This window comes from Gordonia aichiensis (assembly GCF_039946255.1).
GTDB lineage: Bacteria > Actinomycetota > Actinomycetes > Mycobacteriales > Mycobacteriaceae > Gordonia > Gordonia aichiensis_A.
Window position 1 is genome coordinate 21,855 of record NZ_JBCDWL010000023.1, and the last position, 15,526, is coordinate 37,380.

Annotated in this window: 17 protein-coding genes; 10 read left to right on the plus strand and 7 right to left on the minus strand. The window is 69.4% G+C overall.

Features of this window, described 5'->3' with window-relative positions; translation table 11 throughout:
- Positions 1–2 precede the first annotated feature (2 nt).
- Positions 3–1,031 carry an alpha/beta hydrolase gene (locus tag AAFO60_RS19040; RefSeq protein ID WP_347957818.1) on the minus strand — a complete coding sequence of 343 codons (1,029 nt, stop codon included), beginning with the start codon at positions 1,029–1,031 and terminating at the stop codon, positions 3–5.
- A gap of 227 nt (positions 1,032–1,258) precedes the next feature.
- Here AAFO60_RS19040 and AAFO60_RS19045 point away from each other — a divergent pair, with 227 nt between their 5' ends.
- Entirely contained in the window at positions 1,259–3,544 is a 2,286-nt protein-coding gene (locus AAFO60_RS19045; protein ID WP_347957819.1) for a hypothetical protein, read from the plus strand.
- A gap of 72 nt (positions 3,545–3,616) precedes the next feature.
- A complete protein-coding gene (locus AAFO60_RS19050) occupies positions 3,617–4,747 on the plus strand; it encodes a DNA polymerase IV (protein ID WP_347957820.1) in 1,131 nt (376 codons plus the stop codon).
- Here AAFO60_RS19050 and AAFO60_RS19055 read toward each other — a convergent pair.
- Genes AAFO60_RS19055 through AAFO60_RS19065 form a run of 3 tightly spaced genes read right to left on the minus strand, consistent with a single transcriptional unit; the run spans position 4,737 to position 6,040 of the window.
- On the minus strand, positions 4,737–5,237 hold the full coding sequence (locus AAFO60_RS19055) for a nucleoside deaminase (protein WP_347957821.1): 501 nt from the start codon (positions 5,235–5,237) through the stop codon (positions 4,737–4,739). The genes AAFO60_RS19050 and AAFO60_RS19055 overlap by 11 nt on opposite strands.
- 30 nt (positions 5,238–5,267) lie before the next feature.
- On the minus strand, positions 5,268–5,756 hold the full coding sequence (locus AAFO60_RS19060) for a SixA phosphatase family protein (RefSeq protein WP_347957822.1): 489 nt from the start codon (positions 5,754–5,756) through the stop codon (positions 5,268–5,270).
- On the minus strand, positions 5,753–6,040 hold the full coding sequence (locus AAFO60_RS19065; RefSeq protein WP_347957823.1) for a hypothetical protein: 288 nt from the start codon (positions 6,038–6,040) through the stop codon (positions 5,753–5,755). The genes AAFO60_RS19060 and AAFO60_RS19065 overlap by 4 nt, the downstream gene beginning before the upstream one ends.
- 176 nt (positions 6,041–6,216) lie before the next feature.
- Here AAFO60_RS19065 and AAFO60_RS19070 point away from each other — a divergent pair, with 176 nt between their 5' ends.
- Both AAFO60_RS19070 and AAFO60_RS19075 read left to right on the plus strand, forming a co-directional pair.
- A complete protein-coding gene (locus tag AAFO60_RS19070; protein WP_347957824.1) occupies positions 6,217–6,756 on the plus strand; it encodes an OsmC family protein in 540 nt (179 codons plus the stop codon).
- A gap of 56 nt (positions 6,757–6,812) precedes the next feature.
- A complete protein-coding gene (locus AAFO60_RS19075; RefSeq protein ID WP_347957825.1) occupies positions 6,813–7,670 on the plus strand; it encodes a DMT family transporter in 858 nt (285 codons plus the stop codon).
- On the opposite strand, the gene AAFO60_RS19080 is transcribed toward AAFO60_RS19075, so the two are convergent.
- Positions 7,671–8,123: a flavodoxin domain-containing protein gene (locus AAFO60_RS19080; RefSeq protein ID WP_347957826.1), complete on the minus strand. Its 453-nt coding sequence runs from the start codon at positions 8,121–8,123 to the stop codon at positions 7,671–7,673.
- A gap of 118 nt (positions 8,124–8,241) precedes the next feature.
- Complete coding sequence (locus AAFO60_RS19085; protein WP_347957827.1) at positions 8,242–8,760, minus strand: DUF4333 domain-containing protein; 519 nt, start codon at positions 8,758–8,760, stop codon at positions 8,242–8,244.
- Positions 8,761–8,923: 163 nt separating this feature from the next.
- Between AAFO60_RS19085 and AAFO60_RS19090 the strand changes: the two genes are divergently transcribed.
- From AAFO60_RS19090 to AAFO60_RS19100, 3 genes are all read left to right on the plus strand, one after another.
- Entirely contained in the window at positions 8,924–9,313 is a 390-nt protein-coding gene (locus AAFO60_RS19090; protein ID WP_347957828.1) for an SHOCT domain-containing protein, read from the plus strand.
- Positions 9,314–9,448: 135 nt separating this feature from the next.
- Positions 9,449–10,336, plus strand: a complete 888-nt coding sequence (locus AAFO60_RS19095; RefSeq protein WP_347957829.1) for a DUF3558 family protein — start codon at positions 9,449–9,451, stop codon at positions 10,334–10,336.
- Complete coding sequence (locus AAFO60_RS19100; RefSeq protein ID WP_347957830.1) at positions 10,333–10,884, plus strand: DUF3558 domain-containing protein; 552 nt, start codon at positions 10,333–10,335, stop codon at positions 10,882–10,884. The genes AAFO60_RS19095 and AAFO60_RS19100 overlap by 4 nt, the downstream gene beginning before the upstream one ends.
- Before the next feature lie 36 nt (positions 10,885–10,920).
- Here the strand turns inward: AAFO60_RS19100 and AAFO60_RS19105 are convergent, their stop codons facing one another.
- Complete coding sequence (locus AAFO60_RS19105) at positions 10,921–11,736, minus strand: acyl-[acyl-carrier-protein] thioesterase (protein ID WP_347957831.1); 816 nt, start codon at positions 11,734–11,736, stop codon at positions 10,921–10,923.
- 127 nt (positions 11,737–11,863) lie between these two features.
- On the opposite strand from AAFO60_RS19105, the gene AAFO60_RS19110 reads away from it, so the two are divergent.
- The 3 genes from AAFO60_RS19110 to AAFO60_RS19120 are packed head-to-tail and all read left to right on the plus strand — an operon-like array spanning position 11,864 to position 15,524.
- A complete protein-coding gene (locus AAFO60_RS19110; RefSeq protein WP_347957832.1) occupies positions 11,864–13,543 on the plus strand; it encodes an FAD-dependent oxidoreductase in 1,680 nt (559 codons plus the stop codon).
- On the plus strand, positions 13,543–14,778 hold the full coding sequence (locus tag AAFO60_RS19115) for a glycosyltransferase family 4 protein (protein ID WP_347957833.1): 1,236 nt from the start codon (positions 13,543–13,545) through the stop codon (positions 14,776–14,778). Before AAFO60_RS19110 ends, AAFO60_RS19115 begins: the two co-directional genes overlap by 1 nt.
- A gap of 2 nt (positions 14,779–14,780) precedes the next feature.
- A complete protein-coding gene (locus tag AAFO60_RS19120; RefSeq protein ID WP_347957834.1) occupies positions 14,781–15,524 on the plus strand; it encodes a class I SAM-dependent methyltransferase in 744 nt (247 codons plus the stop codon).
- Positions 15,525–15,526 lie beyond the last annotated feature (2 nt).

Sequence of the window (15,526 nt, forward strand, 5' to 3'; positions counted from 1 at the left end):
GATCAGGCGCCGATCGCGCGGGCGATCAGCGGCCAGGACTCGACCAGATCGGCGTAGAACAGCCCCCAGGTGTGCACGCCGTCGGGGCGGTGGACGAAGCGGTGCGCGATGCCCAGGCCGCGCAGGCGATTGGACATGTTCGTCGTGCACTGCAGGCTGACGGCCTCGATGACGTTGCCGCCGACCAGGCCGCCGCCGTTGCGCAGCAGTGGGCCGTCGACCGGGCCGGGCAGCCCCGAACCGGCCGACAGGTAGACGGCCTTACCGCGCAGCTTCGCGGCGTTCACGATCGGATCGTGCCGGAACCAGGCGGGGCTGCCGGGCGGTCCCCACATGTTGACGACGTTGCCGCCGCCGCGCGCGACGACCGCGGTCGTGGCCAACATGCCGAGCGGGTCGGTGGTGCCCGGACAGCCGCTGTAGGAGGCGACCGCCCGGAACCGACCGGGCGCGTGGGTGACCAGATCGAGTGCCGGGCCGCCCGACATCGACACCCCGGACAGGGCGTTCACGCCGCTGGTGCGGAACACGCGGTCGACCGCGCGCGGCAGCTCACGGGTGACGAAGGTCTGCCACCGGTTCCGCCCCAGCGCCGGGTCGTCGGCCGCCCAATCGGTCATCATCGAGAACCTGCCACCGATCGGCAGCACCACGTTCACCCGCTTGTTCGCAAAGAATCGTCGGACGTCGGTGTTGTTGAACCAGGAGATCCCGTCCTCGGCGCCGCCTGCGCCGGGCAGCAGGTAGAACGTCGGCAGCCCGGCGGGCGTTCCCGGCGGATGCAGGACATGACTGCGAACCCACCGGTGCATCGACGGCGAATAGGTCGACAGGACGCTGACGGTGGGGCCCAGCGAGACGGTGCCCGCCTGGAGCGGTGCCGCGCCGGCGGTCGGCGCCGCGGCGAGCCAGGTGAGGGCCAAGAGGACCAGTGCCGGGATGCGCAGCCGACGGCGATGACGGCCGGGTCTGTGCCCGCTTCGGCCGATCTCGCGTGAGGTCTGCGTGCATTGTCTGCTCGGTCGGGTCATGCGGTCACCGTACGATCAGCGGCGCCGAGCCGGGCATTGCGCGCAGGCGCCGTGTCCGAAACGATAGCTCGCCGCTATCGCACCGCTTTCGTTCTGCGCACTTGGTCGCGACAGGGAGCGCAGAACGAAAGCGGTGCGATACGGCGGTAAAGGCGCAGGCGTAATGAAACGGTCACCGGGAACGACAGATCTGGTGGTGTGATTTCCGAGTCATTCAAGGAGATGCAGTGACCGAACAGATGAACAGGGCCCAGCGGCGGGCCGTCGCACGGTCGACGGGCCAGCGCCGACAGCGTCTGAAGCACGGCCTGGTGGCCGTGAGCGCGGTCGCCGCGCTCGGCACCGGCACGGTGATGGCGCCGGCCGGACAGGCCTTCGCCGCGACACCAGCGCCGAGCAGCGCCGCACTCGGCGGCGCGGACCTCGGTGCGATGCTGGGGATGCTCGACGACCCACTGGTGTCCCAGTTCATCGAGATGTGCCGCACCGGTGGTCTGGCCACGGGGCCGGACGCCTCGAAGAGCACCGAGTTCGATCCGGCGAATCCGCCGGCGGCGATCGCCGACTGCTCCAAGTCGAACGGCACGGGCATCGCCCTGGTGCTTCCCGACAGCCTCGAGGTCGGGCAGGCCGCCGAGAACATGACGCTCGATCTCGGCGACGACATCAACCTCCTGCTCGTCAAGTACCGCATGGGTGAGCGGAACCTGTTCGAGGTGCTGGGCGGCGTCGTCCTCGGCAGCGACACGATCAAGAGCCTCGCGAACGGTGTCGTCGGCGTTCGCGTCGACCCGGGAGCCTTCGACAAGTACAAGACCTACGAGGCGATTCAGCGCGATGCGGCGCTGCCGATCAACCCGGCGAGCAAGGACGGCTGCCTCCAGTCCGACGGCAGCATCAAGAACTTCGACTTCCTGAAGGGCTGCACGTTCGTCGGCGGCACGAAGGTCAGCAAGGGCCAGGACCTGAATCTCGGCAAGCGCACCGAGGCGCTGAAGATGGCCGAGTACCTCACCGGCCACAAGTACGACTACAGCACGCCGCAGGAACTGCCGTCCCCGGCCAAGCCGATCGGCTCCTCGACCATCGTCGGCGACGGCATCAACGTCGCGCTGTCGATGCGCGGCGGCACCGCGCTGGCCCAGACGCGCAACTCTCTCGCCCTGGCGCTGGCCGGCGCCGACAACGGACGCACGTCGACGGCGAGCTCGCTGTTCGGTTTCGCCTCGGCGCTCAACATGGACACCAGCGACATCAAGTTCACCTGGTTCGGCCAGGAGATCGACTTCAGCAAGCTCCGTGCCGCAGGCCTGCTCGACTCGCCGCTCGCGGGCGAGGCCGGTGCCGAAGCCGGTGAGATGCTCGACATGCTCGAAGGACTGAACGGCAACGTGCCCGGCCTCAAGGAGGTCGCGTGCTTCGGCGTGCACGCTCAGGCCACCGCCGAGGGACTCGGCTCCTGCACCAATATCCTCGGCACCTTCGACCACTACAAGGATCTGCGGCCCGCGACCGACGGCAGTCATCGCCAGGAGCAGTGGGGGCTGACCGATGCCACGTCGTTGCTGTTCGGCAACGACGCGCTGCTCAAGCAGCTCGGCCCGGCGCTGGGCGGAGACACCGACAGCCTGATGGACAGCCCGTTCATCGCAGGCATGCTCAAAGCCCTCACCTCCGAAGACGACCGGATCAAGTTCGCCAAGGACTTCGTCCGGTTCACCAAGGACGTGCAGACCAAGATCGTCCCGGTGCTCGACGCCGACGGCAACCCCGTGCTCGACGCCGACGGCAACCCGGTCACCAAGACCGAGACGATCACCGCGCATTGGCTGACCAGCGATTACGGGCTCCGCAATCCGCTCACCATCCAGTGGATGGGACATCAGATCGTGTTCTTCCCGCCGGTGGAGATCAACGGCAGCACGCGTCCGAACCTGATCGGGCTGCCGCAGATCACGAAGATCGCCGACGACGCCCGCGTCGGACTGCTGCCCAAGATCAGCCTCGTGCAGTGGGACAACCCGTTCGGTCTCGGCACCCTGAGCCTGGACAATCCGTTCGACCCGGTCGGCACCCTTCGGAACTACATCAAGAGTGTCACGATCGTCGACGACTTGAAGTCCGCCAAGGACCTGGTCGGGCAGCTGACCGCCGAGAAGGGAGCCGCCGACGCACCGGCCGACGCCGCCGATGCCGACGCCCTGCCGGAGATGGTGGTCAACGCCCCGTCGACGGATCTGGCGCCGACCGTGGTGAAGCCCGCGCCCACGCCGAGCCCGATCGAGATCGCCGGGCCGGATGCGGGCAACGGCGACGGAGCCTCGCCGACCGAGACCCCCTCGGATCAGGCCCCCGCTCCTGATGCAACCGCGCCCGATGCAACCGCTCCCGACGCTCCCGCCGCCGATTCCTCGGTGAGCGACGACTCCGCGTCGGAACCGGCCACGGGTGAGGCCGCACCGGAGGCCGGGACGGACGACGCCGCTCCGGCCGACCTCGTGTCGGTCGGCTGACACACCTCGACAGCGCACGACCCGGCTCGTCCCTCCGGACGGGCCGGGTCGTGCGCTTTAAGATCTGAAGGCATGGGTGAGGCGCGCCGATACCGGTGGCTGCTGCACATCGACCTCGACCAGTTCCAGGTCGCCGTGGAGCGGCTGCGACGCGGCGATCTGATCGGGCGGCCGGTGATCGTCGGCGGCGACGGCGACCCCGGGCGTGCGCGGCAAGTCGTCACCTGCGCCTCTTACGAGGCCCGCGCATTGGGTGTCCGAGCGGGCATGCCGATGCGTGCGGCGGGCCGGCGAGCGCCGGAGGCGGTGTTCCTGCCGCTCGACATGCCGGCGTACGAGGACGCCTCGGCGCGCGTGATGGACGTGCTCCGCGGATTCGGCGACGCCCTCGAAGTCTGGGGGTGGGACGAGGCATACCTGGGCGTGGAGCCGCGCGACGGTCCGGCGCGGCTGGACACCGCCGGCGTCGTCGCGACGGCGCACGCCGTCCGCGAGGCGGTTCGAGTGGGGAGCGGGCTGGCCAGTTGCGTCGGCGTCTCGGACAACAAGCAGCGCGCGAAGGCTGCGACCGGATTCGCCAAGCACGCCATCGGCGCGGACGACTCCGGACCGCGCGACCGCGTCTTCGTGCTCGACGACGCCAACTGGTCGGTGCTGATGGATCAGCGACCGTGCCGCGACCTGTGGAGCGTCGGCCCGCGAACCGCGACGAAGCTGGCCGCGGCGGGGATCGACACCGTCGCCCAACTGGTCGGCACCGGGCGCGACGAGCTGGTCGAGATGTTCGGTCCGCATCAGGGGAACTGGCTGTACGTCCTGTGCCGCGGCGGCGGAGACGACGCGATCGCCGACGAGCCGCCGATCGCCAGATCACACTCGCGGGCCCGCACCTTCGACTCCGACCTGACCGATGCGGCGGATCTGCGGGTGGCGGTCCGCAGGCTCGTGCGCGAGGTGCTCGACCAGGTCGTCGCCGAGGGGCGGGTGCCGTTCCGGGTCGGTCTCACAGTCCGGACGAGGTCGTTTCACACCCGGACGAAGGTGCGCAAACTGGCGGCGCCGAGCGTCGAGTTCGAAGCGCTCGCGACCGTCGTCGAAGAGCTGCTCGAGGCGTTCGCGGTGGACCGGCCGGTACGGCTGATGGCGGTCCGGCTGGAACTGCTCGACCCGCCCGGCGCCGAGCCCTCGACCGTCAGACGGTGATGCCGGCGGCGCGGGCGTGCAGTTCGCGGATCTCGTCTTCGAGGTCGGGCGCCGGTCCCGAAACGGGGACGTCGGGCGCCACCTTGTTGATCGGCAGCGACGCCACCGGTGCGTCGGGCAGCCCCCATGCCGCGCGCCACACGGCCAGCTGGTCGGAGCTGGCGGCGTAGACGATCCGGCCCAGCCCGACCCACGCGTGGGCGGCCGAACACATCGGGCAGTGCTCGCCGGAGGTGTAGACGGTGGCGGCCGCGCGCTGGGCCTCGGTCAGGTTCTCCACGGCCCAGCGGGCGATGGCGAACTCCGGATGGCGGGTGTGGTCTCCGCCGCTGACGCGGTTGCGGTCGGCGAATCGGATGTCGCCCGCCGCGTCGACGACCAGCGAGCCGAAGGGTTCATCACCCTCCTCGAGTGCCTCGCGTGCCAGGGTCACGCAGCGGCGCAGGTGAAGCAGGTCCACATCAGTCGGGGGTGTGATCAAAGGGGCCATGGCTGCGACGTTACCCGGCGGCGCGACTGATCAGCGCGGCACCCGGAAGGCGATGAGTCGGGCGTCACGATCCAGTTCGAGACCGAGCCGGTCCCAGGCGACGCCCACTTGCACCACGGCGTAGGCCGAGGTCGGGAACCGGTCGATGGCGCCTGCCGGATCGAGCGACAGTGCCGCCTCGGGCATGCCGGGGAAGTGCCCGACGACGAGGACGGTCGAGGCGTCGGCGGGCACGTGGATGCGGACGGTCTCGAAGATCTCCGCGGGGGTGCCGCCGTACAGGTCGGACACGTATTCGACGGGAGCGGCGATCCCGGTCTGGGCGAGCGTCATCCGCGTCCGAGTGGACGTGGAGCACAGCACCTGGTCGACGACGATGCGGTCGTCGGCCATCCACCGGCCGGCGAGAGCGGCCTGCCGCATGCCGCGCTCGTTGAGCGGACGTTCGTGGTCGTAGACGCCGTCCGGGTAGGCCGACTTGCCGTGCCGCATGAGGATCAGGGTGCGGGGAGCGGTCATGCCGCACCGCTGATGCCGCCGAGGCGGAGCGCGCGCACGTCGGCGTCGTCCGCCATGAGACGCAGCAGTTGAGCGGTCTCGCGCCACGCCGACACCTCCTGCACCAGCAGGACGTGCTCGTCGATCCGCTCATCACCGAGCGCCTCATCGGCCAACTCGGTCAGCTCCAGCAGCTCATCGACGCAATGCGTGATCAGCTCCGGGATCCGGACGCCGCCGCAGGCGTCGTCGATCTCCCGCGACGACAGCGTCGTCATCCGCTCGAGGTCCCTGCGATAAGTCATGCCCTCACGGTAGTGCCCGCCACCGACAGAATCGGGCAGGCGCGCGCCGCGCGGACGAGTGATCTCGGCGGCCGACACCGCGGGCGTCGCGAAGACGGATTCGACCCCGAACCGGGTAAAAACCGCGGTGAGGACAACGCTGTCCGGGCCGCCGACGGCTCCGTACGGTCATCGCCATGACGACAACACAGCTCATCGACATCCCCGACACACAGACCCCGCTCAACACGATCGCGGCGGCCACGGCGTCCGCGGTCGCGGCGAAGGCGAGCAATGCGCAGGTGGTCTTCGGGGCCACCGCGACCGCGACGGAGGGCGTCGCCAGCGAGGTGTCGCTGCGATCGTTCAGCGTCAGCGTCGACGAGCCGCCGACCCTGGGCGGAGCCGATGCCGCACCGAACCCCGTCGAGTACTACCTCGCCGCGCTGCTGTCGTGCCAGGTCGTCACCTACCGGTTCTGGGCCGAGCGCCTCGGCATCGCCTTCGACGACCTCAAGCTGTCCGCGGAGGGCGACCTCGACGTCCGCGGCTTCTTCGGCCTCGACTCGCAGGTGCGTCCGGGATTCACCGCGGTCCGCGTGGTGGTCGACATCTCCGGGCCGGCCTCCGACGAGGACTACCGCCTCCTCCAGGAGACCGTTGAGCGGCACTGCCCCGTGCAGGATCTGACGACCAATCCGACCCCGGTGGAGACGCGGTTGCGCGTCGCTCGCTGAGCAACACCGAGACGGTAGGGTCCGCGACCGGGCGCGGGGGCATTAACCTTGATCAGGTGCATACCTGGGCTCCGATGCTGCTGGCGGTCGTGGCGGCGATACTGATCGCCGCCGGCACCGTGCTGCGGCAGCGGGCGTCGGCGTCCAACGGGGCGATCACGGCCGGCTGGTGGCTGGGGGCGGCGGTCGCCTTGGCGGGCTTCGGCCTGCAGGCGACCGCCCTCGGCCTCGGGTCGATCCTGGTGGTGCAGCCGCTGGTGGTGTTGGCTGTGCTGTTCGCGCTGCCGATGGAGTCCTGGATCGACAAGCGCCGCATGGAGCGCAGCGAATGGCTCTGGGGGCTGATCCTGGTCGCGTGCGTGGTGTCGTTCCTGGTCCTGGCGCGGCCGGTCTCCACCGACCGCCGTCCGAACATGCTGGTCATGGTCATCACGGTCGGCGCCCTGATGCTCGGAATCGTCGCCATCGTGATCAACGCGGAGCGATGCCGCAGCCCGCACTTCTGCGCCCTCTGCTACGGACTGGCCGCGGGCGCCCTGTTCGGCGTCTCCGCGCTGCTGATCAAGGCGGTCGCGATCCGGTTGTACTACGACCCGGTGTCGGTGTTCGTGCACGCCGAGATGTACCTGCTGGTGGTCGTGGTGCTGTTGGCGATAGCCGCACAGCAGCGCGGTTTCGGCGCGGGTGAGCTGCAGACGTCGTTCCCGGCGATGAACGTGATGGAGCCGCTCGTGGCGATGGTGCTCGGCGTCGCCCTGCTGGGCGAGAACATCTACGTCAATGCGCCGACCGCGGTGTTCCTGTGCGTCGTGGCGGTGGTCGCGGCCGTCGCCGTGGTCAAGCTGGCCCAGGACAGCGCGGCCAGCGGTCAGGAGCGGCGCGCGATGCGTGAGGAGCGGGTGAGGCTGGGCTGATCAGCCCTGCTCGATGAGCGCGGGCAGCGCCTGCGCCCACTCCTCGGCGGCCTTGACCGGCTTCACGGTGGACGAGGCGTCGTGACGGAAGTGCTCGCCGACCTGGACGGCGCCGAGTTCGGTCAGCTTGGCGGCCATGATCTCGCCGCCCCGGTTGTAGGTGTCGCCGTAGACGGTGTCGCCCATGCCGAAGACGGCGAAGCGCAGACCCGTCAGGTCGGGCTTCTCCTCGTCGAGCTCGTCGGCGAAGGGCAACGCGCTCGAGGGCAGTTCGCCTTCGCCGTACGTGGAGCAGACGACCACCAGGAAGTCGTCGGTGCTCAGGTCCTCGGCGGCGAACTCCGCCATGTCGTAGACCGACGGATCGTGCTCAGCCGCCAATACGTCAGCGATCGCATCGGCGACGAGCTCGCCGGTGCCGGTCTCGGTGCCGTAGAGGATGACAGCTGCCATGGTCGTGAATCTCCTGAGTTCGGGGTCGGCGACGACGATTACGGTAGCGTAACCAATTCGCTCAGTCGAATCCCCGACCAGGGGCTTTGGTCTCGGATCGGGCGCAGGTCCGGCGACCTCACTCGACCTCCCAGCGGTCCTGTTCCGCCGCTTCGGTGACGTGGTAGGTCAGGGTTCCGGTATTGCCCGCGGAATCGGCGACCGAACAGGTGAAGCTCTGCTGCGGCGCCACCGCCTTCAGCCCGCTGCCGCAGTCGACGGTGATGGGCCGGCCGATCTTCTCGCTGACCGCGGGCGCCAGCTTCTTCGAGGTCGTCTTCATGTCGTAGGCGCGCTCGACGGACTTGAAGTTGACGTCGGGCTGGGCGACGGTCGCGGTGACGTTGAAGGCGGTGCCGTCGGCGGTGGCGACGCAGTTGAACTCGGTGCCGTCGCCCGGATCCTTGCCGGGGTCGTCGCACGTGACGTCCTGCACCCGGTAGCCGAACGGGGCCAGCGTGGAGTTGAACTCGTCGGTGATCGCCGAGGTCAGTTTGTCCATGTCGATGGAGTCACCGCCGATCGAGAACGAGCAGGAGGCCAGGACGGGGGCGGCGACGATGCCGACGGCGACGGCCGCAATGCGACGAATGAGCATGTCGATGACTCTATCGCGGCGTCGACCAGCGACGATGCGAATCGCGGCGCATACGGGATCATCGACGGAAGTGGGACTATGGTCCCGAACCGCCCACCTGACGAGTATGGCGACGAACACACCTGGTTACCATCGAATCCCCTCGTGAGAAAGTAGGTCCGCAATGGACTGGAGCTCGTTCTGGAACGTCCTTTGGTACACGGTGCTGGTGTTCGCCTTCATCGCCTACCTGATGGTCCTCTTCATGGTCCTCACCGACCTGTTCCGCGACCACAAGCTGTCTGCGGTCTGGAAGATCGTCTGGATCATCTTCTTGATCCTGCTGCCGTATCTGACCGCTTTCGTCTACGTGATCGCGCGCGGTCGCGGCATGAGCGAGCGCAGCCAGGCGGCCGCGGTGGCGGCCGAGAAGGCCAACCAGGAGTACATCCGGCACGCGGCGGGCAAGAGCTCACCGGCCGCCGACATCGCGACCGCGAAGAGCCTGCTCGACGCGGGGACCATCACCCAGGCCGAGTACGAGACCCTCAAGGCGAAGGCCCTCGCCGGCTGACGGCGCCCCGACCCGTCCGATGCCCGGAATCCGCCACGCGGGTTCCGGGCATCGGCGTCTGCGGGGTGCGCCGAGATGACGGTTACTGTGGGACGCAGCCGGTTCGACCGACGCCTCGGGCAGGGAAGGGGAGCGATGGCCACGCGCATCGACAGCTGGATCTGGGCGATCCGGCTGACCAAGACCAGATCGGCGGCGGGGGCCGCCTGTCGGGCCGGACATGTGCAGCTCAACGGGGTCGCCGCGAAGCCTGCCGCGCCGGTGTCGGTCGGCGATCGCGTCACGGTCCGCCTGGGCGGGCGAGAGCGGATCGTCGAGGCGACCAAGCTCATCAGCAAGCGGGTGTCGGCGCCGGCGGCGGCCGAGTGCTTCATCGACCACAGTCCGCCGCCTCCGCCGCGCGAGGTGCTGGCCTCCATCCCGCACCGTGACCGCGGGGCCGGGCGCCCGACCAAGCGCGAGCGCAGGCAACTCGACCGGTTCCGCGCCGGCCCGGCGATGGTCGGCCCGCTGCTGGCGGGACTGGTCGCGCTGGCGATGCTGGTCACCGGATGTTCGTCGAGCGAGGGCGCCGACGCGCCCGCCGAACAGACCCCGCGGGCGGGCGACGGGCCGCAGTTCGCCCGGTGCGGCGGACTGACCACAGACGAGGTCGTCGACCTCTCGGGGATGCCCGGGCTCCGACTCGCCATCGACAACCCGTCGACCTGCGAATGGCGGGCCGACGTGCAGCGCAACGGCTCGGTGTCGTTCAACTGGTACCGCGGGTCGCCGATCGGGCGAGAGCGTGGGACCGAGCAGCTCAGCCGGGACAGCACGCGTGACTACTCGATCGACGGCCACCCCGGATTCATCGCCTCGACGCCCGGGATCTGCGAGACGGCGATCGCCTGGGACGCGGACTTCGTCGAGATCTCGCTCGCCTCGCCGAGCAGCGCCGTCGCCGGCCCGACCATCGAATTGGATCGACTGTGCGCCTCGGCCAAGCGGATCACCGAGAAGGTTGTGAAGGGGGCGTCGTGACCGGTCGAAGCAGACGATCCGTCGGTCGTGCCGCGGCGACGGTGCTCGCCGCGGTCCTCACGCTGACGGCGTGCACGGTCGACGGGACGGCGGTCCGCGAGGGCCGGTCGGTCGGCACCGACACCGGGCACGTCGACACCGATCGCTTCGAGAAGCTGCTCGCCGAATGCGAGGTGCTGCCCGCCGCGAAGATCGCCCAGGTCATCGGCGGAACCACGGCGTCGCCGAACTTCTTCGGCGCGAACTGCCGCTGGGTGGTGATGCCCCAGCAGGTCGACGTCACCTTCAACTGGTTCGAGTGGGGCGACTACAACCTCGAGAAGGAGACCGCGCAACGTCTCGGCTTCACGACCGAGAACATCGCGATCCAGAGTCAATCGGCCTTCACGCAGCGCGACCCGAAGCGGCCGCACGTCTGCGGGGTCACCGCCAAGGCGACGGCGGGCGGAGTGTTCACCTGGTGGGTGGAACCCGAAGGCGGTCAGGCCGGCGATCCGTGCATTGCGCCCACCAAGCTGATGGAGCTGATTCTGACGAGCGCGTACTGACGATCGGACCGGCGGCGGTCGGACCGGCGGCCGCGGTCAGGGGATCCGGGCCACCGAGACCGACGCGGCCACGGCGAGAGCCCCGTCGTCGTCGGGAGTCATGATCCACATCAGCAGCGCGTCGGGAAGCCGGTGGCGACGAACGGTCACCCGCGCACCCGGCCGGATGGGCCGCAGGTACTCGATGACGGCGCGATGCGGCGCCGCGAGCAGATCGGGATGGTCGACCAGTTCGTCCTCGACCGCCTCGAAGTACGCGGCGTTGTTGAGGTGCTTGAACGGATCGAAGTCGGTGACCCGCAAGACGTGTTCGCGGTCGGGGACGGCGAGTCCGGCCGGGTCGGGGGCGAGGGCGGGGTTCATCGCCTTCCATCGGAGCCGATGCTCGTCGGTCATCGGCCTCAGGGTCTGCATCGCCAGGTCGCTGATCCGGGCGGGCAGCCCGCTCTCGGTCATGTTGATCCAGAACGCCTCGGTCTCGATGAGGCCGTCGGGCCGCGGCTCCGGATTGAAGCGGTTGGTGCCGCCGTCGGCGCGGATCCGTACGCGCATGTTGGTCCACCTGGTCGACAGGGCGCCGCACCAGCGTTCGGTCGTGAAGTCCGACGGCCAGGTGATCGGAACCAGGACGTCGATGACGGTGCGGCGGATGATCCAGAACGGATCGGTGTCGGCGAAGGGCACGGCGGCGATGTTGTCGTTCGCGACGTCCTGCAGGTAGCGGGCGACGCCGTCCAGGCGGACGCGCATGTCCTGATCGATGTCGCCGGTCCGCACGCGATAGGGCGCGGTGTAGAACTCGGCACCGACCTTCCGGTCGCTGAGCGGGCGATAGTCCGGTGCTGCGGTCATCGGTACGGACCTTCCTGAGATGGTTCCTCCATCCGGTCTCACTGGGGGTCCGGATGTGACCGAAGATACGGTACTCTCATAGAAACTAGAACACGTTCACCCTTGATGTTCGAAAGGGATGTCTGCGATGACGCACATTATTACTCGGGCCTGCTGTAACGACGCCTCCTGCGTCGACGTGTGCCCGGTCAACTGCATCCACCCCACGCGGGACGAGCCGGAGTTCCTCACCGCGGAGATGCTGTACATCGACCCGGAGACGTGCATCGACTGCGGTGCGTGCGTCGACGAGTGCCCGGTGAGTGCGATCTACCCGGACGATCAACTGCCCGCGCAGGAGGAGCCCTTCCTGCAGATCAACGCCGACTACTACAAGGACCACGACGTCGAAGGCGGCCTGGTGCGGCATCCGAAGCCGCCGCAGCTGCCTGCGGACGAGCTGCGCGTGGCGATCGTCGGCGCCGGTCCGGCCGCCTTCTACGCCGCGCAGGAGCTGGTCAAGAAGGCGCAGATCACCGTCGACATGTTCGACCGTCTGCCGACCCCCTACGGACTGGTGCGCGCAGGCGTCGCGCCCGACCACGCGCAGACCAAGGGCGTGGAGGACACCTTCGCCGCGGTGGAGCGCAAGCGCAACTTCACCTACCACCTCGGCGTCGAGGTCGGCACCCACATCACGCACGACGAACTGCGGGAACGCTACGGAGCCGTGCTGTACGCCGTCGGCGCCCCGCACGACCGACGCCTGGACATCCGGGGCGAGGACCTGCCCGGATCGGTGGCGGCCACCGACTTCGTCGCCTGGTACAACGGCCATCCCGACTACGCGCACCACGAGTTCGATCTGTCGGGAGAGCGCGCGGTGGTGATCGGAAACGGCAACGTTGCGATCGACGTCGCCCGGATCCTGGTGACCGACCCTGAGGAGCTGGCGGGCACCGACATCGCCGACCATGCGCTCGCGGCGCTGCGCGCCTCGCAGGTGCGCGAGGTGGTGGTCGTGGGTCGGCGCGGAATCGAGCACGGCGCCTTCACCAACGGCGAGTTCGTCTCCCTGGCCGATCTCGAGGGCGTCGACATCGTGATCGACGACGCCGAACTGACGCTGTCCGACGAAGCCGCCGAAGCGCTCGCCGCCGACACCCTCGATTCGGTGATCGCCACCAAGGTGCGGCTCGCCCGCGAGTTCGCGGCCACGCCGCAGACCGACGGCAACCGGCGGATCGTGTTCAAGTTCCTGTCGTCGCCGGTCGAGTTCGGCGGCACCGAGGCCGTGAACGCGGTGACGCTGGTGCGCAACCGGTACATCGGCGACGGGAGGATCGAGCAGACCGATCAGAAGACCGAACTGACGACCGGCTTCGCTGTCCGATCCATCGGCTATCGTTGCGAACCGATCAAGGACCTGCCCTTCGACGACCGCCGCAGCGTCGTCCCGAACGCCGACAGTCGCGTGCTCGACGGCCCCGACGGCGAGCCGCTCACCGGCGTCTTCGTCGCGGGCTGGATCAAGCGCGGCCCCACCGGCGGCATCGGCCGCAACCGGCTCTGCGGCGAACAGGCGGCCGCGTCGATCCTGGCCGACTTCGCCGGCGGAGCGCTGGTCGCACCGACCGCCGATCGGTCCGACGTGCCCGACCTGGTGGCCTCGCGCGGTGCCCACCGCGTCGACCTGGCGGGATGGAAGCGCATCGACGCCGCCGAACGTGAGGCCGGATCGGCGGCGGGGCGCCGTAGGGTGAAGTTCGTGTCGATCGACGAGATGAAGAACATCGCGGGCGCGGCCGAGCCGATGGGCGAAGCCTAGTGCGGATCGCGTTGCTGTCGTACCGCAGCAAGCCCCATTGCGGCGGACAGGGCGTCTACGTCCGGCATCTCTCGCGCGAACTGGTCGCGCTCGGGCACGAGGTGGAGGTCTTCTCCGGTCAGCCCTACCCCCAACTCGACGAGGGGGTCGGGCTGACCGAGGTGCCGAGCCTGGACCTGTACGGCGAGCCGGAGCCCTTCCGGACGCCGCGGCTGCGCGAGTACCGCGACTGGATCGACGGGCTCGAAGTGGCGGCGATGTGGACCGCCGCCTTCGGGGAGCCGCTGACCTTCAGCCTTCGGATGGCGCGGGTGCTGCGGGGCCGGCGCGACGACTTCGACGTCGTGCACGACAATCAGTGCCTCGGCTACGGATTGCTGTCGATCAAGAAGCAGGGATTCCCGCTGGTCGCGACGATCCACCACCCGATCACCCGCGACCGCGCCCTGGCGGTCAAGGCCGCGGTGGGATGGAAGAAGATCAGCGCCTGGCGGTGGCATTCGTTCCTGGCCATGCAGGGGCGGGTGGCCCGGCGGATCCCGTCGCTGCTGACCGTCTCGAACAGCAGCGAGCAGGACATCCGCGAGGCCTTCCACGTGGAGCCGGGGGCGCTGGCGACGATCCCGCTCGGCGTCGACGTCGACCTCTATGCACCCCGCGGGCCGCGCGTCCCGGGCCGGATCGTGTGCGTGGCCAGTGCAGATGCACCCCTCAAGGGCGTCTCGTACCTGCTGGAGGCGGTCGCGAAGGCGGCCGTGGAGAAGGACGTGCACCTGACCCTGGTCTCCAAACTCGATCCGGAGGGGCCGTCGGCGCGGTTGATCGACGAGCTCGCGATCGGCGATCGCGTCTCGGTGGTCTCCGGGCTCGACGACACCGAACTCGCCGAACTGCTGGCCAGTGCGGAGGTGGCGTGCGTGCCGTCGCTCTACGAGGGCTTCTCACTGCCCGCGGTGGAGGCCATGAGCTGCGGTACGCCGCTGGTGGCCACCCGCGCCGGAGCGATCCCGGAGGTCGTCGGAGACGATGAGGAGGCAGCCGTCCTGGTGCCGCCGCGGGATGCCGGCGCCCTCGCGCAGGCCGTGCTGCGACTGCTCGACGATCCCGCGCTCGCCGCCCGGCTCGGCGCCGGCGGTCGGGCCCGGGCAACCGAGCGGTACAGCTGGTCGGCCGTCGCCCGGGCCACCGCCGAGCGCTACCAGGCCGCCATCGACGCCGCTACGGAAGGACGCTGACCTTGCTCACTGTGGATTTCGACCGGCTCGACGTGGGGCCCGGCGTCCGCGCTATCGACATCGGCGCCGGTCAGGGCAGGCATTCGTACGAGATGCTGCGCCGCGGCGCCGACGTGACGGCCTTCGACCAGAACGAGCGGGACATGGCCGACGTCGCCGAGATGTTCGGGGCGCTCGCCGCCGCGGGCGAGGTCCCCGAGTCCGGGGTCGCGCGCACGCAGGTGGGCGACGCCCTCGCGCTGCCGTACGACGACGCGAGCTTCGACGTCGTGCTGATGTCGGAGATCCTCGAGCACATCCCCGACGACGAGTCGGCGATCGCCGAGATGGTCCGGATCTTGAAGCCGGGCGGGCTCGCCGCGGTGACGGTGCCGCGGTACTGGCCGGAGAAGATCTGCTGGGCGCTCTCGGACGCCTACCACGAGGTGGAGGGCGGACACGTTCGCATCTACCGGGAGTCCGAACTGGCGGGCAAGCTGGCTGCGGCCGGGCTGGAGGTGACCGGTTCCGGTCACGCGCACGCGCTGCATGCGCCGTACTGGTGGCTCAAATGCGCCGTCGGCGTCGACAACGACCGCCACCCGCTGGTCCGCGGTTATCACCAGCTCCTGGTCTGGGACATGATGAGCAAGCCGTGGCTGACCCGGGTGGGAGAGCAACTGCTGAATCCGGTGGTCGGCAAGTCGGTGGCGATCTACCTGCGTAAACCGGCCGAGAGTGTCGAGTCCGCCGAGCCGGCCGCCTGACG

What these genes read in the sequence shown, in the direction of transcription:
- AAFO60_RS19040 (WP_347957818.1), bottom strand. Translation starts at nt 1,031, where the DNA reads ATGACCCGACCGAGCAGACAATGCACGCAGACCTCACGCGAGATCGGC.
- AAFO60_RS19050 (WP_347957820.1), top strand. Translation starts at nt 3,617, where the DNA reads ATGGGTGAGGCGCGCCGATACCGGTGGCTGCTGCACATCGACCTCGAC.
- AAFO60_RS19055 (WP_347957821.1), bottom strand. Translation starts at nt 5,237, where the DNA reads ATGGCCCCTTTGATCACACCCCCGACTGATGTGGACCTGCTTCACCTG.
- AAFO60_RS19060 (WP_347957822.1), bottom strand. Translation starts at nt 5,756, where the DNA reads ATGACCGCTCCCCGCACCCTGATCCTCATGCGGCACGGCAAGTCGGCC.
- AAFO60_RS19065 (WP_347957823.1), bottom strand. Translation starts at nt 6,040, where the DNA reads ATGACTTATCGCAGGGACCTCGAGCGGATGACGACGCTGTCGTCGCGG.
- AAFO60_RS19070 (WP_347957824.1), top strand. Translation starts at nt 6,217, where the DNA reads ATGACGACAACACAGCTCATCGACATCCCCGACACACAGACCCCGCTC.
- AAFO60_RS19080 (WP_347957826.1), bottom strand. Translation starts at nt 8,123, where the DNA reads ATGGCAGCTGTCATCCTCTACGGCACCGAGACCGGCACCGGCGAGCTC.
- AAFO60_RS19085 (WP_347957827.1), bottom strand. Translation starts at nt 8,760, where the DNA reads ATGCTCATTCGTCGCATTGCGGCCGTCGCCGTCGGCATCGTCGCCGCC.
- AAFO60_RS19090 (WP_347957828.1), top strand. Translation starts at nt 8,924, where the DNA reads ATGGACTGGAGCTCGTTCTGGAACGTCCTTTGGTACACGGTGCTGGTG.
- AAFO60_RS19095 (WP_347957829.1), top strand. Translation starts at nt 9,449, where the DNA reads ATGGCCACGCGCATCGACAGCTGGATCTGGGCGATCCGGCTGACCAAG.
- AAFO60_RS19105 (WP_347957831.1), bottom strand. Translation starts at nt 11,736, where the DNA reads ATGACCGCAGCACCGGACTATCGCCCGCTCAGCGACCGGAAGGTCGGT.
- AAFO60_RS19110 (WP_347957832.1), top strand. Translation starts at nt 11,864, where the DNA reads ATGACGCACATTATTACTCGGGCCTGCTGTAACGACGCCTCCTGCGTC.